Origin of the sequence: Moellerella wisconsensis (assembly GCF_022592395.1) — a bacterium.
Classification (GTDB): domain Bacteria; phylum Pseudomonadota; class Gammaproteobacteria; order Enterobacterales; family Enterobacteriaceae; genus Moellerella; species Moellerella wisconsensis.
The window spans coordinates 1,467,697-1,492,399 of record NZ_CP093242.1 but is presented as its reverse complement, the minus strand read 5'-3'; the positions used below and the strand labels follow the sequence as shown (position 1 = coordinate 1,492,399).

Annotated in this window: 19 protein-coding genes and 6 tRNA genes; 7 read left to right on the top strand and 18 right to left on the bottom strand. The window is 36.3% G+C overall.

From position 1 onward, the window contains the following. Window positions 1-181 precede the first annotated feature (181 nt). Window positions 182-733: a YfbU family protein gene (locus MNY66_RS06680; protein WP_047254728.1), complete on the top strand. Its 552-nt coding sequence runs from the start codon at window positions 182-184 to the stop codon at window positions 731-733. An 862-nt stretch (window positions 734-1,595) separates the two neighbouring features. Here MNY66_RS06680 and MNY66_RS06675 read toward each other — a convergent pair. Together MNY66_RS06675 and MNY66_RS06670 are read right to left on the bottom strand one after the other, a co-directional pair. Next, complete coding sequence (locus tag MNY66_RS06675) at window positions 1,596-1,739, bottom strand: hypothetical protein (protein ID WP_047257377.1); 144 nt, start codon at window positions 1,737-1,739, stop codon at window positions 1,596-1,598. Between the two features lie 176 nt (window positions 1,740-1,915). After that, entirely contained in the window at window positions 1,916-2,248 is a 333-nt protein-coding gene (locus MNY66_RS06670) for a hypothetical protein (RefSeq protein ID WP_047257376.1), read from the bottom strand. Window positions 2,249-3,094: 846 nt separating this feature from the next. Between MNY66_RS06670 and MNY66_RS06665 the strand changes: the two genes are divergently transcribed. Then, on the top strand, window positions 3,095-3,661 hold the full coding sequence (locus tag MNY66_RS06665) for a cytochrome b/b6 domain-containing protein (RefSeq protein ID WP_241501748.1): 567 nt from the start codon (window positions 3,095-3,097) through the stop codon (window positions 3,659-3,661). 165 nt (window positions 3,662-3,826) lie between these two features. Here the strand turns inward: MNY66_RS06665 and MNY66_RS06660 are convergent, their stop codons facing one another. Beyond that, window positions 3,827-4,228 (bottom strand): DUF4354 family protein, encoded by a 402-nt coding sequence (locus MNY66_RS06660; RefSeq protein ID WP_047257145.1) that lies wholly within the window; start codon window positions 4,226-4,228, stop codon window positions 3,827-3,829. A gap of 248 nt (window positions 4,229-4,476) precedes the next feature. Between MNY66_RS06660 and dbpA the strand changes: the two genes are divergently transcribed. Then, window positions 4,477-5,850: an ATP-dependent RNA helicase DbpA gene (gene dbpA / locus MNY66_RS06655; RefSeq protein ID WP_047257157.1), complete on the top strand. Its 1,374-nt coding sequence runs from the start codon at window positions 4,477-4,479 to the stop codon at window positions 5,848-5,850. Between the two features lie 176 nt (window positions 5,851-6,026). Here dbpA and MNY66_RS06650 read toward each other — a convergent pair. From MNY66_RS06650 to MNY66_RS06585, 14 genes are all read right to left on the bottom strand, one after another. Further along, a tRNA-Leu gene (locus tag MNY66_RS06650) sits at window positions 6,027-6,113 on the bottom strand. Between the two features lie 8 nt (window positions 6,114-6,121). After that, window positions 6,122-6,195: transfer RNA gene (locus MNY66_RS06645), tRNA-Cys, on the bottom strand. Window positions 6,196-6,229: 34 nt separating this feature from the next. Further along, window positions 6,230-6,305, bottom strand: a tRNA-Gly gene (locus MNY66_RS06640). Between the two features lie 281 nt (window positions 6,306-6,586). Further along, window positions 6,587-6,673 (bottom strand) — tRNA-Leu (locus MNY66_RS06635). Between the two features lie 8 nt (window positions 6,674-6,681). Then, window positions 6,682-6,755 (bottom strand) — tRNA-Cys (locus tag MNY66_RS06630). Window positions 6,756-6,788: 33 nt separating this feature from the next. Further along, a tRNA-Gly gene (locus MNY66_RS06625) sits at window positions 6,789-6,864 on the bottom strand. 147 nt (window positions 6,865-7,011) lie between these two features. Beyond that, complete coding sequence (gene pgsA, locus MNY66_RS06620) at window positions 7,012-7,560, bottom strand: CDP-diacylglycerol--glycerol-3-phosphate 3-phosphatidyltransferase (RefSeq protein ID WP_047257146.1); 549 nt, start codon at window positions 7,558-7,560, stop codon at window positions 7,012-7,014. 57 nt (window positions 7,561-7,617) lie between these two features. Next, window positions 7,618-9,450 (bottom strand): excinuclease ABC subunit UvrC, encoded by a 1,833-nt coding sequence (gene uvrC / locus MNY66_RS06615; protein ID WP_241501747.1) that lies wholly within the window; start codon window positions 9,448-9,450, stop codon window positions 7,618-7,620. After that, window positions 9,434-10,102, bottom strand: a complete 669-nt coding sequence (locus MNY66_RS06610; protein ID WP_047257148.1) for a LuxR C-terminal-related transcriptional regulator — start codon at window positions 10,100-10,102, stop codon at window positions 9,434-9,436. Before MNY66_RS06610 ends, uvrC begins: the two co-directional genes overlap by 17 nt. 434 nt (window positions 10,103-10,536) lie before the next feature. Continuing rightward, entirely contained in the window at window positions 10,537-10,962 is a 426-nt protein-coding gene (psiE, locus tag MNY66_RS06605) for a phosphate-starvation-inducible protein PsiE (protein WP_047257149.1), read from the bottom strand. A gap of 302 nt (window positions 10,963-11,264) precedes the next feature. After that, window positions 11,265-11,531 (bottom strand): hypothetical protein, encoded by a 267-nt coding sequence (locus MNY66_RS06600; protein ID WP_047257150.1) that lies wholly within the window; start codon window positions 11,529-11,531, stop codon window positions 11,265-11,267. 197 nt (window positions 11,532-11,728) lie between these two features. Next, window positions 11,729-12,334, bottom strand: a complete 606-nt coding sequence (locus MNY66_RS06595) for a nitroreductase family protein (protein ID WP_241501746.1) — start codon at window positions 12,332-12,334, stop codon at window positions 11,729-11,731. A gap of 88 nt (window positions 12,335-12,422) precedes the next feature. Next, complete coding sequence (locus MNY66_RS06590) at window positions 12,423-13,946, bottom strand: DUF3999 family protein (protein ID WP_241501745.1); 1,524 nt, start codon at window positions 13,944-13,946, stop codon at window positions 12,423-12,425. Next, on the bottom strand, window positions 13,933-16,680 hold the full coding sequence (locus MNY66_RS06585) for a DUF2339 domain-containing protein (RefSeq protein ID WP_241501744.1): 2,748 nt from the start codon (window positions 16,678-16,680) through the stop codon (window positions 13,933-13,935). Before MNY66_RS06585 ends, MNY66_RS06590 begins: the two co-directional genes overlap by 14 nt. 675 nt (window positions 16,681-17,355) lie before the next feature. Here MNY66_RS06585 and MNY66_RS06580 point away from each other — a divergent pair. From MNY66_RS06580 to MNY66_RS06570, 3 genes are all read left to right on the top strand, one after another. Beyond that, entirely contained in the window at window positions 17,356-18,279 is a 924-nt protein-coding gene (locus tag MNY66_RS06580) for an AEC family transporter (protein WP_337252091.1), read from the top strand. A gap of 245 nt (window positions 18,280-18,524) precedes the next feature. Continuing rightward, window positions 18,525-19,508 (top strand): class II fructose-bisphosphatase, encoded by a 984-nt coding sequence (gene glpX, locus MNY66_RS06575; RefSeq protein WP_241501742.1) that lies wholly within the window; start codon window positions 18,525-18,527, stop codon window positions 19,506-19,508. 415 nt (window positions 19,509-19,923) lie between these two features. Continuing rightward, a complete protein-coding gene (locus MNY66_RS06570; protein WP_241501741.1) occupies window positions 19,924-20,709 on the top strand; it encodes a glucose-1-dehydrogenase in 786 nt (261 codons plus the stop codon). 152 nt (window positions 20,710-20,861) lie between these two features. Here MNY66_RS06570 and dtpA read toward each other — a convergent pair whose 3' ends face one another. Then, window positions 20,862-22,328 carry a dipeptide/tripeptide permease DtpA gene (gene dtpA / locus MNY66_RS06565; protein ID WP_047257156.1) on the bottom strand — a complete coding sequence of 489 codons (1,467 nt, stop codon included), beginning with the start codon at window positions 22,326-22,328 and terminating at the stop codon, window positions 20,862-20,864. Between the two features lie 1,414 nt (window positions 22,329-23,742). Here dtpA and MNY66_RS06560 point away from each other — a divergent pair. Further along, a complete protein-coding gene (locus MNY66_RS06560; RefSeq protein ID WP_241501740.1) occupies window positions 23,743-24,678 on the top strand; it encodes an SEL1-like repeat protein in 936 nt (311 codons plus the stop codon). The last annotated feature ends 25 nt before the right edge of the window (window positions 24,679-24,703 follow it).

Below are 24,703 nucleotides of genomic sequence, written 5' to 3'. Positions count from 1 at the left end.
AACGACTTTGAAAAATAGTGTTATTAGGTTAATCAATTGCTAAAACTCTACGGAGAACTGGCCTAATAACGCTAATTTTTGACTAGCGCAGAAAGAGAGTACACTAGGAAATACAGCGTAATAATAGCAATTGAACGGTAATTAGCTATTAGATGTAATCAAGTTAAAAAGTGAGGTAAAAATGAAGCTAACGCCGATAGAAAAACTACAAATACTCATGCTATGTGACATCTATAAGCAGTCAAATATCCAAGGCAGCTTTAATCCGCAACTTATTGAAGATGCCATTCGTTCAGGTAATAGTTGGGTGATTGAAGAAAACTATGCCTCATTAATCAACCAACCTGATATTGATGACAATAAAGTTGCCTTAGTCTTTCAAATATTAGCCATGTATCGAACCATAAAATCTAGCTATGACAAACTGTCAGCCGCAGATAAACAACGATTAAGTGAAAAGTTACAACCTTTTGGTCGAGAAAAGGATCTGCAATTTTGTGGTTTTGACGCTAACTTAGAAGCTGATTATTTTAGCATTGCGAACATGCTCAAAAAAAGCAAACGATTCATCGAAATAACTGGGTTAGATAGCGATTCACATGCTTTAATGTTACCTACTTACCAAAAGATGTTAACTGTCTATATTCCTTTATTTAATACTCGTCATATGGCAGAAAAACTCAGTGTAGAGGATTTAATTCGTATTTTCTCCATCCGTTATGAAAGCCATTAACTCTTAAAATTTATCCCCTATTCCAAGTTACTGGTAACTACCTTTCTAGTAACTTGGTTGGTTAAATAATATAAATAATCACTATTATTAAATTAAAAAAATATAATCACCTCATGGAATAAAATTATTAATTTTATTATTTACCCTCAACAGAATAAGACGAAAAAATTAAATCCACCTTTTAAAACCTCACAATAAATATTAATTTACTCTAAGCAATATAATTATTAAAATAAAATTATTTATTTAGATAAAATATTTCTCATAAAAAAACCATCATCCAATTAAAGCTAAAATATAACCAAAATCTAATATGGATAATACCAATGAATCGATTATTTTTACACTTGAAAAATCAAAATATTTCAACAAATCAACCAACTAATCGCATCATGATGATCAACCTGTGATCCCAACATCTCGTAGCATGAAAAACAATTCATTTATTAACTTCATTAATAAATGAATTGATATGTATCATTAAATAAATAAAATTTTCTGGTATGGTTTACAAACAGGTGAATACTGTTTTAATGTTATGTTTCTCAAAGCCCTTCCTAATTGGAGGGCTTTTTTATGTTATAATAATAAAATATATAAATATCACCTATTAATTTTATTATATGTAATAAAAATAAATATCTATGCATAAAGCATGACATATATAGCTGTTTAGTCTTGATATAGTTTTGATCAACTATATTGATAGCTCACAGAAAAATCCCTTCTTTAGCGCCTGTATTTTTAGGCGCTTTTTTTATCTATCATGATAACCAATATGCAAGCATGAATAATCATCAAAATACTCAAAAGGTACTCTTACTATCCATCACTAATTGGCTGTAGGGGTATTAGATATCAATTAATCAGATTCTTCTTGTTCTCTATCTGGCGCGTCAAAAGCTAATGTTTTAATCCAATCAGCTAACAATGGAGTTGTTTTCTTGGCCTCTAATGCTGCTCGTTCTTGTTTGGTTAACCGAATAACAATAACTTCTGTTTTCATAATAACTAAATTCCATGACTAAAAAATATAATTTGCCATAGAATCTTCATTTTACTATCACAGAACCATCTGATTTACTTAGATTTACCTATTATCTTCATTCGCGTGTAACCCTTCAAAAAACCAATAACCCCCTTAAAGATAGAGGATAAAAATTTATTGATGCAATATGCCCGCTATTCTAGCATATCGTGAATATCCAGCATCTGCCGATGAGCCACATTTAATTTGACGCCTGAATCATCGCAGAGTTCTTGTAATTCAACAGATCCGTAATCACTCGAGAGACAAACATTATTAATAGTAGAGGAGGAAATCATTCTTGATAAATCAATAGCTTGTTTTAATTTTTTAGTACAGGAAACTTGTTCTGTTTTACAGTCATCATGCGCAATTGCAATCACTGCTTTTAATGATAAATGATCAAAACTAACATCAGTAGTATCTTCAGCAGATAAAGCACTACAACTGATCCCTATAGATAAACAACAAAAAATAATATTTTTCATCATGTTAAACCTACTTTTATTAGTCTGTGTTATGCAATTAACGGCGACAGATAAAATTACTCCTTCTGTTGTATCCTTGGTATTTATCCAGCCATTATACTTGTATTGATAAAACAATAAGCTAACGCCACTAGTTTTAATCTTTTATAAACAATTAGTGATAAGTTATTACCAATCGTTAACAAACGCAACAACAAAAGACATTTAAAATGATGTCAAATTTACTCAAAGTAATCTTTTTCAAAAATCAAAATGATTTTAGTGGTTTTTCGCCTTGATGCCCTCTCTTTTACAAAGTAAGACAACAACATGAAAAAAGGCTGAAAATCATCTGGTAAATAAATCAATTTTATAAAAATTTATTTAATCCATTGAATTAAATGAAAATATTATAATATTCCCTAGCTAACCTTAAGAAACTAAAGGTTGATATCCCAAATAACAACGAGTATTCTTCTAGCCATGGATACCTGACCATTTAAGTCAAGTATTCATAGCGACATTACTCACATTGCTTCCAATTTATTATTTAGACCAGCCGATATTTGAGCTGGTCTTTTTTTTATAAAAAAATTATTTTATAATCTATTTTATAAACAATACGAAACTTTAAATCTGCATATTACAGCCTGATTCAATTTGGCTTAATGCAAACTTTGGCCTTAATACTAATGAAGTATAAATATAAATAACTATTAGATTAAATATATAATTGATATACTGAAAAATTATATATTTGATTCTTTTTATGAATATCTAAATTAGTATATTTATTTATCTTGCTTTATGCGTTCTACTCATATAAACATATACTATCAATAACCTTTTATTTATTAGGTGTACAAATTGAATCTTCTAAATTCAATCTGGAAGTTTTTTGGTATCTATCAGACTCGAAAAATACGCGTTATCCATTTACTCATTTTATTATTAGTTATCACTCAAATTGTTATTAGTAACTGGATGGAAATAGCTAAAACTGGTGTGATTGTAGATCAAGGCTATCAATTTTATTGTACTTGGCTACATATTATTCTTGGGATAAGCCTATTTTTTTTAGTTCTCTATTTTATTATTAACTGCATGAAAAATAAAGGAATTCACTATTTTTTTCCTTATCTATTTGGTGACTTATCCCAAATAAAAAAAGATATTAAATTACTTAGTCATTTAAAATTACCAGAAAGCTCAGCTAATGGCATAGCCACTTCAGTGCAAGGTTTAGGACTAGGGGCATTATTTTTGGTCGTTAGTTCTGGATTAATTTGGCTGTTCTTGTGGTTACAAAATTCTCCTTTAGCTGATGAAGCCAAAAATATTCATAAAACGCTGACTGGTTTGATTGAAATATATATCATTGGTCATGGTAGTATGGGATTGTTACATTTTATATTATGGTATAAATATCATTAATATCTAAAAAAATCGAGATTAGAATATCGTTTTAATCTCAAAAAACGATATTCCTTCGATACGATTATTAGGTAATTTAATTATTTTAATATAAAACATATAATAAAAATTTCATTTTAATGATTAAATTAGAAAATAATATCATTCTATAATTTCTAAATTTATTTAACGATCACATGATGATTTATCGCTCGACCATTCAACAAAAATTGCCTTATAGACGCTATCATCTTTACCTACAATCGATATTTCACCCCATTTAGCTGCATTTTTTTCAACTGAACCTAATAAGTCTAATTGAGTTGTTCGAGCTACATAACGCTTTCCTTGCTTATCAAAGGCTTTATAACAACCGCTAAGCCCTGTCAACTCAACTTTACTTTCACCGCGATTAACTACCGTTATCGCTAATTTACGTTCATACAATGCTTGGCCGTTAATCACTAAAGTGCCATTTTTTGAAGAGAAAGTTTCTACTGATAAGCTGTTTTTTTCAATATTTAGCGTCGTGGCTTGCCCACCGTATGAAAGAGACAATAAACATAAAGTTCCGAGTGTTTTTTTCATTCTAATCCTACTATCAATAGTATATTAAATAGTGCTTATTTTATAAGCCACAATCCTTTTTATTTATCACAATAACAATTCTTTTAATAAACAATAGCACGCGTTTTTGATTAGGGGCATAACTAATCACTCTCTATTTATTTTACTACTCACTTTTATCGCTCGGATGCAAGTTCCTCACGACATAACAGAGAAGTGATAGTATCATTGCTGGCTATTATGTGTTTTATTTATTCGGAATTTTCATTGTGACCTCATTTGCTGAACTTAACGCGCTTCCTGCGGAACAACTTACCAACTTAAACGAGCTGGGTTATTTGACGATGACCCCAATACAAGCCGCGGCATTACCGGCGATCCTCGCAGGGAAAGATGTCCGTGCGCAAGCCAAAACAGGCAGCGGTAAAACAGCAGCTTTTGGTCTCGGCCTACTTCAGGGTATTGATGCCAAACAGTTTAAAACTCAATCGCTGATCCTATGCCCTACCCGTGAACTAGCTGATCAGGTAGCAAATGAGTTACGTCGCCTTGCTCGCTATCTGCCGAATATCAAGGTATTAACTCTGTGTGGTGGTACACCTTTTAGTATTCAACGTGATTCTCTACTGCATCCCGCACATATTATTGTCGCTACGCCAGGTCGATTATTAGATCATCTTAAAAAACAAACTGTTGATCTTGATGCTTTACAAACGCTAGTGTTAGATGAAGCCGACCGTATGCTCGATATGGGCTTTGTCGATGCAATTGACGAAGTTATTACTTGCATGCCTACTCAACGTCAAACCCTACTATTTTCGGCCACATGGCCAGAAGCTATTGCTGCTATTAGCCAGAGAATTCAAAACCAACCATTAACAATTGAAATTAATTCCGTTGATGAGCTCCCTGCTGTCGAGCAGCAATTCTATGAAGTGTCTCGCAAAAGTAAAATTGATTTGTTACAAAAGCTATTGAGCCGTGAGCAGCCAGCTTCGTGCGTAGTATTTTGTAATACCAAAAAAGATTGCCAAGATGTCTTTGAAGCTTTATCCGACAGTAACCAGAGTGTACTTGCACTGCATGGTGATATGGAACAGCGTGATCGTGACCAAACCTTAGTGCGCTTCTCGAACGGCAGCAGCCGGGTTTTAGTCGCGACAGATGTAGCTTCTCGTGGATTAGATATCAAAGCATTAGAAATGGTAATTAACTATGAATTATCTTGGGATCCTGAAGTTCACGTCCATCGCATAGGACGCACTGCTCGCGCGGGAGAAAGTGGCTTGGCTATTAACCTATGTGCGCCTGAAGAAGCTCAACGTGCAAATGCATTAGAAGAAATGCTCCAAATAAAACTCAATTGGCAAGCTGTTCCGGGAGGATTACAAATTACTCCTCTCGAAGCTGAAATGGCCACATTATGTATCGATGGTGGTAAGAAAGCCAAAATTCGTCCCGGCGATATTCTCGGTGCCTTAACCGGTGATATGGGCTTAGAGGGTGCTGATATTGGTAAGATTGTCATTCACCCTGTACATGCATATGTTGCGGTGAAACAATCTGTGGTAAAACATGCTTTAAAACAATTACAACAAGGCAAAATTAAAGGCAAAACGGTCAAAGTTAGATTATTAAAATAATCCTCTTTTATTATCCTCCATTTTCCTTCCGCATCATTGCGGGAGGAAAATAGAATTATTCCACTGATATACACCAGTATCTTATTCTAAATAATGAAATTTTAGTCATAAAAAAAGCGACCATTAAGGTCGCTTTTTCTTTTTCTAATTAACTGATTTATCAGTTAAATTTTATATGGTGCCCAGAGCGGGACTTGAACCCGCACAGCCTTACAGCCGAGGGATTTTAAATCCCTTGTGTCTACCGATTTCACCACCTGGGCTAAATTCTTGGAGGCGCGTCCCGGAGTCGAACCGAGGTTCACGGATTTGCAATCCGCTGCATGGCCACTCTGCCAACGCGCCGTCCTTAATCTCAAACTGTAGTTATAGTTGAGATTGGAGCGGGAAACGAGATTCGAACTCGCGACCCCGACCTTGGCAAGGTCGTGCTCTACCAACTGAGCTATTCCCGCTTTAAAACTATTTTATTGACTTATTTATTTTATAAATCATTGCGTTGTATTTTACGCATCTTACACTTCTAGTCAACATAATTAATGTTTATTATCACCAGTTTTAATTTTTCCTTCGTATGTTACGAACGCTGAGAAAATAATCCTGATAATTTTATAAATATACTAGAAAATTTATTTATTTTTTTATCACCGCTATATTGTTTAACTTTAATTATTCAGTTAAAGCCATCCGGTGATAAAAGAAAAATGGACCTTATTGTAGGTCCATTTTCTAATTTTGGTGCCCAGAGCGGGACTTGAACCCGCACAGCCTTACAGCCGAGGGATTTTAAATCCCTTGTGTCTACCGATTTCACCACCTGGGCTAAATTCTTGGAGGCGCGTCCCGGAGTCGAACCGAGGTTCACGGATTTGCAATCCGCTGCATGGCCACTCTGCCAACGCGCCTTACCTAATCTCATTACTTTAGCAATCTGAGATTGGAGCGGGAAACGAGATTCGAACTCGCGACCCCGACCTTGGCAAGGTCGTGCTCTACCAACTGAGCTATTCCCGCTTTCAAACTTATTAAACTCGCTGATTTACTTATTTATTTTAATAAACCGTTGCGTCGTTCGATGCGTTGCATTTTACTGATTTCACATTTCTAGTCAACACAATTATTTAATATTCAGTTCGTTCGGCGATTTTTCAATCATTTCGATCACGCTTCATTCAAATCAGACCATGCAGCCTGTAAATATTGAAACATTGACCAAAAAGTTAAAATTGCCGCGATATATAAAAGAACAATTGCCGCTATCTCAACTTCCATATTTGGCCGCCATAATAACCCGACTAATGACATCATTTGTGCCGTAGTTTTAAATTTCCCTATCCAGGATACCGCTACGCTGCTTCGTTTACCTATCTCAGCCATCCATTCTCTTAGCGATGAGATAATGATTTCACGCGCTATCATGGTGGCCGCCGGCAAAGTAACCCACCAAACATTGTAATGTTCTGTCACCAAGACTAATGCGACAGCCACCATCACTTTATCCGCAACCGGATCTAGGAATGCTCCAAACTTAGTCGTCTGCTTCCAGAGCCTCGCCAAAAAACCATCAAACCAGTCGGTGATAGCCGCAATGACAAAGATAAATGCACAAGCAAAGGGTGCCCATGTATATGGGAGATAGAAAGCCAAAACAAAGAATGGAATTAAGGCTACGCGAAATAGCGTTAACAGAGTTGGGATATTTAGTTGCATAATGCTCGCTAACTTTTTGGCCAGAATAAATTTTCTTAATATGGTGCCTTAAGACACCTACTGTTTCAATGCATTATAAATCTTTTCTGCTAGTGCGTATGAGATCGAGGGCACTTTTGCGATCTCCTCTACACTTGCATTACGTAAGGGTTGCAAACCCCCCATATATTTTAGCAGCATTTGCCGCCTTTTAGGTCCAATACCTTCAATTGATTCTAATGAACTGGTATTTTTAACTTTTGCTCTTCGCTGGCGATGTCCAGTAATCGCATGATTATGTGATTCATCACGAATATGCTGAATGACATGCAATGCCGGTGAATCGGGAGGTAACGAAATCCCCTCTCCTTCAGGTTTAAAAAATAATGTTTCTAATCCTGCTTTACGATCACTACCTTTAGCTACACCAATTAATAAAGGGTGATTTTTATTCCAATCAACTTCTAATGATGAAAAAACATCTTTTGCTTGAGCAAGCTGTCCTTTACCTCCATCAATAAAAATTATATCGGGGATTTTATCTTCATCGAGATGCTTACCATAACGACGCGTCAGTACTTGGTGCATCGCCGCATAGTCATCTCCACCAGTGATCCCTGTAATATTATAGCGCCTATATTCTGATTTTACTGGACCATTTTCATCAAAAACCACACATGAAGCCACTGTCTGGTCACCCATCGTATGTGAAATATCAAAGCACTCCATACGCTGAATATGTTCAATTCCAATCACCGTCGATAATGCACTGAGGCGCTGATGAATTGTTGATTGCTGTGCTAATTTAGTGGTTAAAGCGATAGTCGCATTGGTTCTAGCTAATTTCAAGTAGCGCGCCCGAGCACCTCTAGGATGGGTCTGGATATTAATTTTACGACCTGCAATATCTGATAATGAATTAGCCAGTAATTCTTTATCAGGCAATGAGAAATCGAGTAATACCTCGCTCGGTAATGTTCTATTTTCACTGCCTTGCAAATAGAATTGTCCTAAGAATGTCTGAACAACCTCATTTAATAATGTACCGCTAGGTATTTTAGGGTAATAACTGCGACTCCCCAATACTTTTCCTTGGCGAATAAACAATACATGTACGCAAGCCATTCCAGCATCAAATGCAACACTAATTACATCCAAGTCATCTTCACCGCCTGAAACATATTGTTGTTCAGTTACCGCTCTAACAGCCTGAATTTTATCACGATAACGGGCTGCTTCTTCAAAGCGTAAAGCTTTGCTGGCTTCTTCCATACGAGTAATTAATCCGGACAATACTTGTTTATCTTTACCAGATAAAAATAATCGCACGTAATTTACTTGGCGTGCATATTCTTCATCACTAATCAGTTCAGAAACACAAGGCCCTAAACATCGACCAATTTGATACTGCAGACAAGGCCGTGAACGATTACGGTAGACACTATCCGTACATTGGCGAATTGGGAATAATTTTTGCATTAATGCTAACGTTTCCCTCACCGCATATGAGTTTGGGAAAGGACCAAAATATTCACCTTTTTTATGTTTTGCTCCTCGATGCATCGATAATCGAGGATGCCGTTCGCTGCTGAGAAAAATATAAGGATAGGATTTATCATCACGCAATAATACATTATAACGGGGCTGATAAAGCTTAATATAGTTATGTTCAAGTAGCAGTGCTTCGGTTTCAGTATGGGTAACCGTAACATCAATTTGTGCAATGTTTTTAACTAGTTGTTCAGTTTTTTTACTCGCAACATTGCTGCGAAAATAGCTTGATAATCTTTTTTTCAGATCTTTAGCTTTTCCGACATAAATAACCGTCCCTGAGGTATCGTACATCCGATAAACCCCTGGTTGGCTAGTAACTGTTTGTAAAAATGCATGTGAATTAAATTGATCCGCCACTCTGATAAACCCGCTCTATCGCTATTAATCCATAGCTTATTGCTATATGAGTTAATTCTACATCACTACGGATATTTAGTTTACTAAACATTCTATAACGATAAGAATTAACTGTTTTAGGACTAATTTGCAAACGTTCCGCGATAACAGCAACCGCAGCCCCCCCTGCAATCAGGTGCATAATCTCCATTTCTCGCCGTGAAAGTATCGCATATAAGTCGCATTGCTCAGCATAACTAGCACGGTGTAACGCTAATTTCTGTGCTATATCTGGCGATAAAAATTTTTGCCGCGTATTTACCACTTTTACTGCATCAATAATATCGTCCACGGTGGCACCGATACTGAGTATGCCATGAACCCCAATTTCTAATGATTTCAATAAACAAGCATAATTATCATGTGCCGAGTGTAACAAAATTACTGCATCTGGTTGTAAACGCATCAAGGTTTGTATTTTATCCAAAGAGATAAAATGACACTGATTTGCATTCATTAAAATAACATCCGTATTATGATGTCGGCACCAGATGATAGCCTGGCTCACCATAGGTACCGCTTCCAAAGCTTTGAGGCGTGAGCTCTTCGTGAAAATAGACTGTAATCCATGTAAGATAATATTATTATCTTCAATAATGAGTATATTAATCAAAGAATATCCTTCTTCTTGGTTAATATTTTTTATATCTTTAATAATCAGTCTAAAATGAACCTGATCATCAGATAATCAAATATCTTATTTGTCATGCTAATAAAATGACTGATTCATTAAGCTAGCATTATTAATCAGCAGCGATACACACTATAAATAGAAATAAATATTGAATAATTAAGTATCAAACAAGCTTAATCATACAATAAGCGTTTCATTACAGCATTAAAAGATAGATTAGAAAGTTTATAGCTTTTGATTTATTTAATTATCATTCAAATGAATTAATTTATATTTGATATTCAAATTAATGTTTATTTTGAACCAAATATAAATAGCTATCCTTACGAATAGCTATTTTTATCATATTTATCTGTTTTAGCTACATCATGCCTAAATAGACCATTTAACAGCCACTTGAATAACATCACCCACTAGGCGCGTTTTAATTTTTCCGTATTGGCTAAGTAAAGTGCAATAACCAAAACTAGAATGGCACCCGCGTGAAGCAGTGTCGTCTTTGGGTCGCTATGATCAACAATAATTAGACGAATTATTGCAGTTATTCCTATATAGATAAAATAACGTAATGGGAAATGATAACCTGATGTAAAATACTTGATAATCAGGGCAATAAACTCAAAATATAAAAAGTATGTGACAATACTTTCGAGCAGTTGATAGGATGTTGTCTCCTGAACTTCGTTTAATATATCACCAAACATTAATGATGATAAAATATAGGTTTCTTTAACTAAAAAGAACACTAGCACTGTCGCAAGACAGATCAATCCCAAATTAAGAACCCACTGTAGTAGCGAGGCCATCTTTTCTATATAGTTGATATCTTTCATCTTCATCTATTCCTGCACTACAATTTAAACCACATTATTTTTAAGCTAAATTTTAATGCTATATTTTAAGCCAAATTCCAAGCCTCATTTCCATATATCAGCTTCAGTGGGCCTATTTTTATCGCATCGAACCTTAAAACTATCTTAAACCACCTTAAAGCTATCTTAAATTATGTTACCTCAAATTCTATATTACCTCAGGCCAGGCATTAAAAGCATTGGCCATTACCTAATACCAAAACTATACGCTTTCAATCAATGAAAAATCATGTCAGAAATCATTTAGCTACAAAATATTAAGGTGATATTCAACTTTTTGACTTTATTTTTATCTGTTTACTACAAAAACGTTTATCTAGATCAACATCGCAAATTAAAATTCGATTAAATTCATTATTCTCACGAATAGATTCAATATCTGCATCAGAGTGTGGTGTTTGAGAATGTACAATATGGGATACTTGATAAACAACTGGTGAAGATAAATTGCTAGCAGAAGCTACCGCAGTACTAAATGCAAGGCTGATCGCTATCAGTAAGCCAAAGACAGATTTAGTCCAAAAATCATTTACCATATTTATACTCCAAATAAACAGTTAAGTTATTGTTCATTTAACACCTAAAACTGCAATGGAGTGACAGTTAAGCGTAAGAATTTGCGATTTTCATGTAAAGTTATCAGTAAGATAAACAGTATATAAACAAGAAGGCCGATAAAAATATCACCGTACCTCCTTGGTTTAAACCACGTTGAAGCTAATCAATCAAATAATTAAAAATGATCGACTTTCACAACATCGGAAAAATCAAATTTTCCTGTTCGTGGATATGGCTCAGTATTGGCTTTACCCACAGCAATCATCAGACAAACTTCATGATTTTCAGGTAGCTTGATTAATTTAGCCATCGCATCAAAATCAAAACCATCCATTGGACAGCTATCTAACCCTTGGCCTTTCGCTGCTAGCATTAATGTTTGGGCAAAAATACCGGCACTTCGCATAATTTCATCACGCTGAACTTGAGGGCGATCACGGTAATATTGATCAATTGCAGCAGTCATTAATGATTTAACTTGCTCTGTTGCCCCTTCCCAGACACGCTGTGGTTTGGTTTGCCAACTAGTCACTTCAGCACACAATACAATCAACATAGAGGCATCAGTCACTTGTGGTTGATCCCAGGCAATTTCACGTATCTTCGCTCTTAATGCTGGGTCTTCAACTAACACCGGACGCCAGTGTTGTAAGTTAAAGGCACTGGGCGCATTTTCTAATACTAACTCAATTAATTGCTTTTTTTGGTCTGAACTCAATATAAATTTACTATCGAATTGTTTAGTTGCTCTACGTTGTTTGATAGCTTCTATCACGTTCATCGCTAAACTCCTTGCTAATAAATGGCAAAATTAACCTGACTTACTATCGACAATAATGACAGTTATCCGTTCAATCTGAACTGCTCAATTAGTCACCACTCGGTGATTGCCTTTTAAAATCAATCAGTAATCGCCAACAAAAAAATCCTAGAATGAGTATACCAAGGCACAAAATGCTCCACAGAATATAATGTTGCCATTTCGTATCATTGGCTAAATTATTTTTATTCTTCAATCGATCTGCCCCCCCCAGCTCAATAATATTTTTATCCGCTTCAATTTGATTAAATTGTGCCATCACCTGCTGGGGCGTCAACGAACTCGCTAATAACTCGGTTAATGACAAACTGCCATTTTGAGCATTAATATTTCCCCAGACTAATAAATAAGGCGCAACTCCTTGTGCATTAAAAATAATATTCATTCCATCACGCGTGCCAGAAACATACGGGGGATGTTCCCCCCAACCACCTCTAAGCGCTGTTATACGCATTTTACGGATTATTAAATTATTCACGGTAATCGGTAAGCTATATTTCTGCAGATCATGACCCTCTAATGAATAAACCACATAATTCCCTAAGTGGATCCACGGACCATCGGCATGCGATTGATAATCAATTTTTATCGGTAATACCTGATTTTTTTGCTGTAATGTAATTTTTAGCGAGCTAATCAACTGTTCTGTGGGTAAACGATAAGTAACTTCATTGCGCGTTTCACCTTCATTAGTTTGTTTAAACTTAAATACTTGTTGTCGCGCTTGTACATTTTTATGCTGAGCAATACCGTTCACAGACGTAATTTTTGGCGCTGATTGTGATTTATCGGTATCGATAACTAGTAACCAATAGGCTGATTGAACCTGTTTATTCAGTACAATATTGCGGCTAATTAACTTACCATCAACTGAGGTTAACTCCATTAATGGCACATTATTTGCCAACTGTGTCCAATTTTTTTTATCGCTACTGCTGTACACCGTTGCTTTTGCTTGCCAATTATCAGTTATCGAAGACCAATTGATAATTAATTGGTCTAATGGTGTGGCTAATTCTTTCTCATCTTGAGCCACTAATAAATAGGCTTGATTATTCACATCTGCATGCGGTTCAATCATTGCCCCCGAAACTTTCAGCCAGATACCGTTCTCAGTATTAATCTCTAGTTGTGGCTTATTATCAGTCACACTGTTATTTGTAATAAATTGAGTTTGTACCGGATACAGCATAAATTTTATCGGTGTTTGTACCGAATTTTCAGTGCTATGTTTAAATAGTGAAAATGGGATCTCCTCACCTGCGCTATTGAACACACTAATATCTTGTAAACTGTCTGGATATGCCGAATTTAAATAGGCCTGCTCTGGTAACTGTAACCAATAAAAAGCGTCAGTATATTGGGTTACCAATGGCTTATTTATCGATGAATTATTTATCGATGAATTGCTTATCGGTATCTTTGGCGTAGTTAATTCAGCGCCTTGATAAAAATCATATACCATCCGCGAAGTGGCGTTAGTTTCATCGGCAACAGCAGATAAAGTAAACATCATCGATAATGACATCAATAGCCGAATCAGTGCGGAAAACATAATCCTACTTTTTGGCATCGGATAGCTCTCCGGTTTCTAATGTTGAAATTTGATTTCTCGGTGGTAACGGAGAAAAATAACCCACAACTAAAATTAATACAGCAACCACAATAAATGTTACCGCTTTGATTAGTCCATCTTCATTAGTTATATCAATTAAAAATAGTTTAGCAATTACCGCACCAAGGATAATTGCACCTGCAAACCAATTGATTCGTTGCTGTTTATTGTGAGCCATAATCATGATAATTAACGCAACTAGAGTCCAAACTATCGATAATGTTGTCTGAATAAATCGCGAGTCTAAAATACTAGTGAGAGACCAATATAAATCAAGATAATCCACCAGCCCCCGTAATAAAACACCATTAAACCAACAAACACTTAAGGTAATAATGGCTAAATTTAAACCATTAACTAGGATCTTACGGGTCTTACTTGACAGATTTTTTAATCGTCGAATACAACGCGTAGCACAAATTAATGCCACGATGCTAAATAGTCCTGCCTCATCTAATGGATTAAGTAATGGAATATAAATCCAAAATGTTAACTTTCCATCAAGCAAGTTTCCAGCTAATGAACAGCCAATCATTAATACAATGAGTGGCAATGTAGCTAACCAATATAATTTCTTATGTAAAACCATAGGATTAATACAACTACCTTGCAGCCAATAAAGTATTAATATAATAGCTACCATTGCCATAATATAAATAAAGTAGCCCCATTCCGTCATCCCCCAAGGCAATAATGAAATGAACCAAGATATTTCAACTGCCAAGAAACACAGAATCAGCCAATATGTAGCAATATGCATAGTCGCATAGAACCAGCGAGGAACTTTTTGATAAGAATTAACAATAAATAGAATCAAGCTACCCAATAATACTGGCCAAATCAGTGAACTTTCAGCCTTACCTAAGGGTTCTTGATTATTGATGAAATCTAAGAAAAGATAATAATATCCCACCAGCCATAATAATAATTGGCAATAAAGCAAACTTGTCCATTGGGTTTTCATTCCTACTACACGCCAAAACCAAGCAGATAGAACAACTACTGCCATAATAGTGAAGCTTTCTGATTCTATGCTCCAAGATAAAATATCGGCGATATCGAATAGCCAATTAGCCCATGCACATAAACTAAGCCATAAAAATAGCTGGCTAATAACTTTAGTTAATGGTTTTTCTTGACGATAATAACGGAATAACACACCGGCAAAAGTACAGCATATAATCAATACTGGTACCATATAAACACTGCCTCGACTCCATGTTGTGAAGCCCAGTCCACCGAGTAATGTCATACCACTAACAAAAATCAACAAGCTACCAGCAATAATCACATTTCTACTATTTTGCTGAAAACCAAACCACAGAATAGCCAAACCTTCCACCGCCCAGACAATGGAGGTCCATTCATAAGAAACCGCGAGGGGGATGGCTAATGTTATAAATGCCATTCCTAAAGTAATGTATCCCAACGCTAAGTTTCTGCCTAAAAAATAATAACGTTTATGCGATATGTAGCCGATGAATAAATATATTGCTGCAAAAATTAGTGCTGAAAATGCAGCGCCAAGGTAAAAAGGCTCAACTAATACATACTGCAACATAAAACTAATTATCGGTGGACCAAATAATAAAACATTATCAACCAACATCTGTTGATGTTGACGGTTTTTATTAGCGAATAACTGAGTCAATAAACTAAAGATTATTAAGTTGGCGATTAATAATAGCTGGCAAGAAAGATAATATTCGGGCTGATAGTATTCCATACCCCACATCAATGCGGTGCCATAAGTAAATATAAACCCTATCAGGTTTAATGGCCGCCAAGACTGCCAATAACTTATCACCAATATTCCAAGAGATAACATAAGGTAATAAGAAAACAATACAATATGGCTCCCACCGCCAGTAGATAGTAAGATAGGCGCAGCATAGCCCCCAATAGATGCTAACATCGCCAAGCTTACTGCTCGTTGTAAAATAGCTAAAGTTACACTAGCTGCGCAAATTAATACCATCAATATTAAAGCTGCCATATAAGGCAGCATCAAATACAGTTTACTAGCAGCAAACACGGTAATATATAAACCACCTATCGCCCCGCCCTGCAAAATGAGCGCGTACAATAATTGTTTCTTTTTTAATCCAATCCCTAACCCCAATAATATAATGCAGACAACCGCCGCAAAAATTAACCTAATTTGTGGAGAAATTAACTCTTTTTCGATACTGAATTTTAATAAATAGGCTAATCCCAAAAACAACAATAAAATACCAATTTTAGCTAATGGATTGCCTTTAAATAACCACGAAATAAAATGGCTAACTACAGTGACAACTTCAGGGGAATTATTAGCCTTAGGCTGTAGTTCCTGCGTTGTAAAAGAAGGGATATCAATCATTCCTTGAGTCTTCAAGGAAGGCGTCTCCGCTGCCTCTATTTCACTTTTTGCGCTCGGGGTCGCTTTTATCTGCACATTTGTCGGCGATAATTGCTTTTGTTGACCATGAGTCTGCGAAGCAATAACCGTAGATGAAAGCATCGGTGACGGTGACGACGATGAAATAGGTGGCGCTGAAGATAATCGCAGTTCAAGTTGCTGAATCTTTTGCTTTTGAAGTGCTAATTCTTGCTGTATCCGCTTAGTACGTCCCATCGCAATTAATGCCAATATAGGGGAAATAATCAGCAGACTAACAATCAACAATCCGATAAATAACAGTTCATCCACTCTGGGTTATCTCTCAAATGTAGGGACGGGAAGGTTTCCTCGTCATAGCCATAAACTAATAGGCTGATCAGTAGTTAATAGCGATAACATCAATCTGGGTTTAAAACACTTTTACACTTTTGCCACATAAGTGTCCTATAATCAAATAATCATTCGCTATAACAAGTATAAAACGAATAGTAAATACGCGCCATTAGTGTATTTGCTATTGCATTAATCAATCTTAATGCCAACATCTCAGCCAACCCCTGATTATTTCAGTTTGGGATAAGCGTTAATGACAATCACTCTCACCAAGCAATACTTACGTAAGGTAAATTAGCCATTTCTCACGAAATTTTAAGCCAAATAAATCGTAAATCATACTATTTAAAATCTAATTATTCTAAAAAAACATCTTATTCGAACTAAAAATCTTTCATTTATATTAATATCTCAAAAGTAAATCCCAACTCTGTTTTATAAATAAATAATGTGTATAGTTAATATATTATAATTATAAAAACCTTTATCGTTTACCATAATCTAATAATGGAAATAATAAATAGTTTATTGCGTTTACATGCTAATGTTTAATTTTGATGGCTTTATAATGAACACATCAAAATAGGGTTTTATTAACTGATATTTGAATAATATTAATATATTTAGACTTACCTCGTGAGGTAGAACATGATTTTATTCCAGACAATTTTGGCCGCCTTAGGCCCCATTATTCTAGGCTTAGCCGTTGGTTATTTTTCCGGGAAATACGGTTTCATAAAAAGAGAATATTCCCAAGCCTTTGCTGATTTTGTGGTCAAAATAGCTTTACCTTTTGCACTGTTTTTAGCCGCTGCAACGGCTTCGCCTTCAGTGATCCTCAATATTGATTATTTACTGGCATTGGCTGCCGGCCTAATCATCTCTTATGCTATAGGTTTTATCCTCGGAAAAACTTGTTTTAAACACGATAAAAAAGATGCTGCTATGCAAGCGCTTTCAGTATCCTTTCCGGATATGGCCTATTGTGGTCCACCGGTATTATTAGCCACTGTAGGTTCTTCTGGGCTAATCGCCATGGTACTTGGTAACCTTATCTATACAGTGATTATTATTCCATTTACTTTGCTAATGATAAGTGGCAATAAACAAGGTAAAAGTATTTCAAGTTCATTACTCCATGCTGTTTCTCAACCTTTGGTTTTTTTACCTATTCTTGGAGCTATTTTAGCCATCACCGGGGTAAAACTACCCGAAGTCGTACAGAACTCCGTCAATGAATTAGGAAAAACTGCCGGTGGTGTCGCTCTATTCTTCTTAGGGTTATTACTTTCTGGCATCAAGCTAGTCATCAACCGCGAAATTATCTTTAATGTGGGGATCAAAAATATTATTCAGCCTGCATTAATTTTAGCTACAGGTATGGCACTGGGACTGGAAAGTGATTTACTTAAAGCCGCATTTCTTATCGGTGTACTCCCTACAGCTACCGCCGTACCTGCATTAGCGATCACCAATAAAGCCTATACCGATACCGCAGCAGCAACCGTGCTGTTAAGTACCTTGTTTGCGTTAGTATCGATTATTGTCGGTATTTCAATTGTCGAAATGATGTAAGGTAAACTATCTATCGGGCAACAGCGTCATACAAATATCATTATGCCGGTGTTGCCTAAAATATCTTAACCATCAAGATACCACGACTGAGCTGAATTGATTTAAAATAATAATCTTACCTAGCTGGATACTTTGTCCCCTATTTTTCTCATTTTCTCCACAGTTAAGTTTGCAACCCATTGACTAAAAAAAGTATCATATCCCTATTATTTCCTTCCATTTCTTCACTCGAGAACTAGTTAATCATGAAAATTAGCGATGAACTTGCTCATGCAATCGCTTCCGTTACTGAAGTTGCTGCAATAGCAGCCTATGATTGGGTTGGTAAACAAGATAAAAATGCAGCAGATTTAGCTGCGGTTGAGGCGATGAGAAATCGTCTTAATGAAATAGATTTTCAGGGTAAAATCGTTATTGGTGAAGGCGAAATTGACGATGCCCCGATGCTATATATCGGTGAAACTGTTGGACGCCAACAAAGTAACTCATCGTTAGATATTGCCGTAGATCCGATTGATGGTACTCGTATGGTCGCTTGCAATGAATCAAATGCAATCGCTGTACTCGCAGCTGCTGAAGCTGGCTCTCTGTTGCAAGCTCCTGATATGTATATGGAGAAGCTAGTTGTAGGCCAACAAGCTAAAGGTGTGGTCAGCTTAGATAATCCTCTAGAAACTAATATTAAGTTGCTTTCTTCTGCGCTCAATAAACCCATCGAACAATTATCTATCTCTATTTTAGATAAGCCTCGTCATCAGCACATTATCCATCGACTTCGTAGTCAAGGGGTTAATGTTATAACTATGCCTGATGGCGATGTTTTAGCCTCATTGTTAGCTATTTTGCCGCAACACAATATTGACATGATGTACGGTATCGGTGGCGCTCCTGAAGGCGTAATTAGCGCGGTTATCGCCAAAGCCTTAGGCGGTGATATGCATAGTCGTTTAATTACCCGTGATCAAGCTAAAGGTAATAGTTTAGAAAATCAAAAAATTGCAGAGCAAGAACGTGCCCGCTGTCAACAAATGGGCGCCGAAGTCGGGCAAATTCTCACCTTAGATAACGTCGTGAGAAGCCAAAATATAATGTTTGCGGCTACCGCGATTACCCCGGCATCACCAATGGCAGGAATTTATAATGACTTGTATGTCAAAACGACAGAAACATTATTAATTAATGGACACAATAAATCTTTAAAATTGATTAAAAATCATTATTATCAATAATCAAACAATAATTCCCCCTACGCTGGTGATCTCCCATTGCCAGCGGTTCGTTTCTTATAATATACGAAAAGTTCACTAATTCAGTCGAAAAAAATTAAAAATCAGATAATTAACTTTTTAATTCAATAATCAGATCAGTAGACCTAACTAAACGAGTTAATTCTTTTAATCCGTAAAGTGACCGTGTCACTTAAACATCTACTCACGTTTTTTATAAGTAAATAATCTGTAATCGATAGCACCGATTTTCACTCCCTCCCAGCCTAATTTTTAAACATTTAAGGTTAAATCAATTCTTTTTTGGAAAAAATAGTTCCATTTATACGCAAACTAATAATTTCTGAGCTAATATTTAACAAGTAATTATTATTTTTATCGCATTATTCTGGCTGATATTTCTATAGGGAGACCATTTATGTATCAAGATTTACATGGAAAAGTAGCCATTATTACTGGCGGATCATCCGGTATTGGTGCTGCCGTCGCTGAACGGTTGGGCCAAGAAGGTATGAGTGTGGTAATCAACTACCATTCAAACAAAGATGATGCTCAAAAAGTAGCTAATATTGTAGAACAATCTGGTGGTAAAGCAGTTATTTATCAAGGTGATATTAGCGATGAACTACATGCTAATCAGGTGATTGAAACCGCGATAGATAGTTTTGGTCGGTTGGATTTATTGGTCAATAACGCCGGAATTGAATTTCAAAAACCCACTCATGAAGTTGATTTAGCGCAATGGGAGCAAGTTATTAGCGTTAATTTGACGAGTTTTTTCCTTACGGCTAAAGCGGCGATCAATTACTTTATTAAGCATAATATCAAGGGCTCTATTATTAATATGTCATCAGTCCATGAAATTATTCCTTGGCCGACATTTGTCAGTTATGCCGCCAGTAAAGGTGGCGTGCGAATGCTGACTAAAAGCTTAGCATTAGAATATGCGCCTTATGGTATTCGAGTAAACAGTATCGGTCCTGGGGCAATTGAAACGCCGATTAATCATGAAAAGTTACAGGATGAACAAAAAAGAGCAGCATTAGAGAAAATGATCCCAATGGGTAACATTGGTCAGCCAGAGGAAGTAGCAGCAGCGGCAGCATGGCTAGCCTCTTCTCAAGCCTCTTATGTGACTGGAATTACGTTATTTATTGACGGCGGAATGACTTTATACCCGTCGTTCCAAGGTGGTGAAGGCTAAACCTTCATTTTTAGCCGATTCATTATCTGTATCATGCGTTAGAATACATCAATCAAAAAGGCCAGCGCGAATAATCGACGGTGGCCTTTCTTTTTATACCTTTTCACTTAACGACTGCACTCAGCCGTTCACTCAATCAGGCAGATTAAAAACTAGCGATCTAATGTCATTCTGTTCAACATAGGTGCCGTTATTACCATTATAATTGCGATAACACCGGTTACAATACCAATATTTAAGAATACATCGCTATAGACATTCAAAGAAGCAATAGGGTCGGCAATTTGACCTTCGGGTGCTGCAGTCAGTGAAGCCACATATCCAGCAATAAATGCTGCCGCAGAGCTAGTAAGGAACCATGACCCCATGATAAAGCCCATCAAACGCTGAGGAACTAACTGTGCCACCATCGCCAGACCTAAGCCAGAGATCATCAATTCGCCAATACTTTGTAGCGCATAACAAACAACTAACCAACCGACAGAAACAATCCCAGCATCGGTGGCAAATTTAGCGCCTAATGGCAACACTAAGAAAGCTCCGGAGCACAACAGCATTCCGATGGCAAATTTGTGAGGCATAGGTAAATGGTCACCCAGCTTATTATATAAAGCGGCTAAAATTGGACTCGCCAACATAATCCATAGGGGGTTCAGGGCTTGATACTGCGCAGGTTCAACCGTAATACCAAAAATTTCATGTTCAACGTTATGAATAGCAAAGAAATTTAGTGAAGTTGGCATCTGGCTGTATAGAACAAAGAATACCACGGCCTGCATCATCAAAATAAAAGCTACTATCATTTTACGGCGTGCTGCGCCCGTCAGTGCAAAGGTCTCTTTGGCAAAAATGATAAAGATACCCAGAGAGATAATCCCTAATGCTGCACGCGCAACGCCCATGTTATGCAGTAACCAAGTAGATAAAGCCACTAATGCAATCACACCAATAATTGATGCAATCAATTTTGAAATGACTAATGGCTCAAAGTCAGGTTTAGAACCATGTTCTTTCACCCAATGTTTACAAATGAAAAAGTTAATTAGGGTGATCACTAAACCAACTACACTGAGGGAGAATGCGACATCCCAACCATAGTGTTTGGCTAACCATGGTGTTGCTATCATTGAGAATAATGAACCAATATTAATCGACATATAGTACATGGTAAATGCACCGTCGAGACGTGGATCATTTTTGTCGTAACATGTTGAAAGCAAAGATGATGGATTGGCTTTAAATAAACCATTACCCACGGCTATCGTCGCCAATCCAATATAGACTAATTCTACATCGTGACCAGAATATGCCACTAAGGCATAACCAACTATCAGTACCAGTGTTCCCAGCACAATGACACGTTTGGTTCCGAGGACTTTATCGCCTAACCAGCCACCAATCGCGACAAATCCATACACTAGCGCAGTAAATGCAGCAAATAAGGTAAAGGATTGGGTCTCTGACATACCTAACACTTGGGTTAGATATATTGCTAAGATACCTTGTAGACCATAGAAACCAAAACGTTCCCATAGCTCGATAGAGAAAATTAGGTAGAACGATTTTGGCTGTTTGAATGCATTCAAACTCACATCGTCGTTATTTTTATTCGTTGACACAAGTGACCTCTATTACAACCTGTACATAAATTAAAAGGAGTACTTCTGTACTCTCGGCTTATACTCTCAGTTTGTACTCTCTGCATTATTATTATACCCATCAACATCAGTTCAGGCTTATTGGCTACACACTCAGCTACCCTATTCTCCTAACTGAATGATACCCTCTGCCGCTGGCCTGATACTGTTATATTCTGGATATATCTCAAGAATTAAAACCAAGAAAAGATTATTATCAGATAATTACAGTACTTATTTCCTGCTCATTATTTAAGCTCTGATTGTCGTCTTAAAATATAAATATTTTTATATGCCCATCAGAATTCAAAAATGTCCATCTACTTGCGCTATAGGCAAACTATGAATTTGATGACATTGGACATAGAATTAACACTTATAAATCATGGATAGTAAATTCAATGAGTTAAAGCAATAAATGATTTTTTATTCATCACACATAGCCTGACTTTCGGCTAATATGCACAAATCATCGCAGCAATATACGCTATTTATGCACCAAAAATAAAGATTTAGCTAGTATTAATTCATCACTATGCAGCTTATTATTGTGATAAACCTCACTTCTACAGTTACATGGGGATTGAGTTATTGGCGTTAATTTAACCTTATATCTATCCGATTTTATAGCGATCACACTAATTAGCACAAAATATAATCATTACTATATTAATATTTTATTGTTAATATTTTAGAGGATATATTTTATAAAAGTTAATTTCAGCACGAATAATCAAATAACTGTTAGTGATTTATTATTCTATGATTATTTGATCACACATAAAATTAAAATTACCTATTTAATCTAGAAAGTAAAAACTTCAGTTATGCTAATTACTGGCTAAAATGGATAGTTTTTAATCTAGTATTTAACACAATAACGAAGGCCAATAAGTTAATTTTCAGTGATCGAAAATTAACCTAAATCTAAAAAAGAGACAAAAAAAACCCGGTTTAAAACAAACCGGGTATAATGCATTCTACTCAAGGATTTTTGTTACTACGTTTGAAACGGATTTCAACGTTAGAACATCAAAATCATCATCTCATAGCTGCATTATCGCATTACTTTATGTAAAGAAATGAAAGATGAGGGTAAAAATATGCATTCTTGCAGCAGCAAAAAATCATATTCATTGTTATATATGACTTGGCTTATCTAACAAAGTTCATCTTTTTTTCGTGATTTTTTATAATTACGTTATATTTAAACTCTGCTTTACGAGAGTTAATAATAAATCCTCATTTATCTAATTGAAATTTAAAGAAAAATATAATAAGGCCTGCTGTGAAATATTTTACTGCCAGTATAATGATTATTTTTAGTCTACTCACTGCAGTAGCTACCGCCTCTCCTTTTGTATCATCCGAGATCAATCAGCTTTCTGAGCATGAAATGTCCGAGTTGCTAGCTCAAGCAGAACAAGGTACAGCAGAAGCCCAATTTAATCTTGCAATCTCCTACCAAGCGCAACGACAATTCAAAAACGCGTTACACTGGTATTTACTCGCAGCACAACAAGGCTTTAGTAAAGCTCAGATTAATTTAGCACTACTGTATCAAAACGGTAATGGCAGTGAAAAAAATCCACAACAGCAAGTCTATTGGATGCAGATAGCCGCCCAATCGGGAGATCCGCTCGGTCAACTCAATATGGCTGATTATTTCCTACATGGGGTACCTACAGTATTAGCCGCTGATCCCCAACAAGCACTACAGTGGCTAAACAAATCTGCGCAACAAAATTATCATCCGGCACAGTTAACTCTCGCCTATTGGTATGAACAAGGCATTGCTGTTCGAGCCGACCCACAGCATGCTCAACAGTTATATAAGCAATTAGCCGAAGATAGCAATGCACAAGCGCAATATATTCTGGGTTATCAATTAGCAACTGGGAAATATCAGCCCATTGATTATACGCAGGCTTATAACTATTTTACCCTAGCGGCACAGCAAGGATTAGCCCAAGCAGAATATAGTTTAGGTATGCTGTATTTACAGGGGCGAGGCGTAACTGCTAATCCAGTACAGGCCAAAAATTGGTTAACTAAGGCAGCAAAACAAGGTGAGATTTCTGCACAATTTAATCTTGCCTTGCTTTATACCCGTGGAGATGGCGTCAAAAAAGACAATAATCAAGCCTGCTATTGGTATCAACAAGCCGCACTACAAGGTAATCCTGAGGCGCAATATGCCACAGGAGCCTGTTATCAATATGGGATTGGGTTTGCACAAAACGATAAGCACGCACTTAGCTGGTATAAAGCGGCGGCTCAACAAGGTTATGAGCGCGCAAAAAAGAAAGTATTAATCATCTCCCAGCATTAATCAGCTATGTTACTGTCGAGCCAAC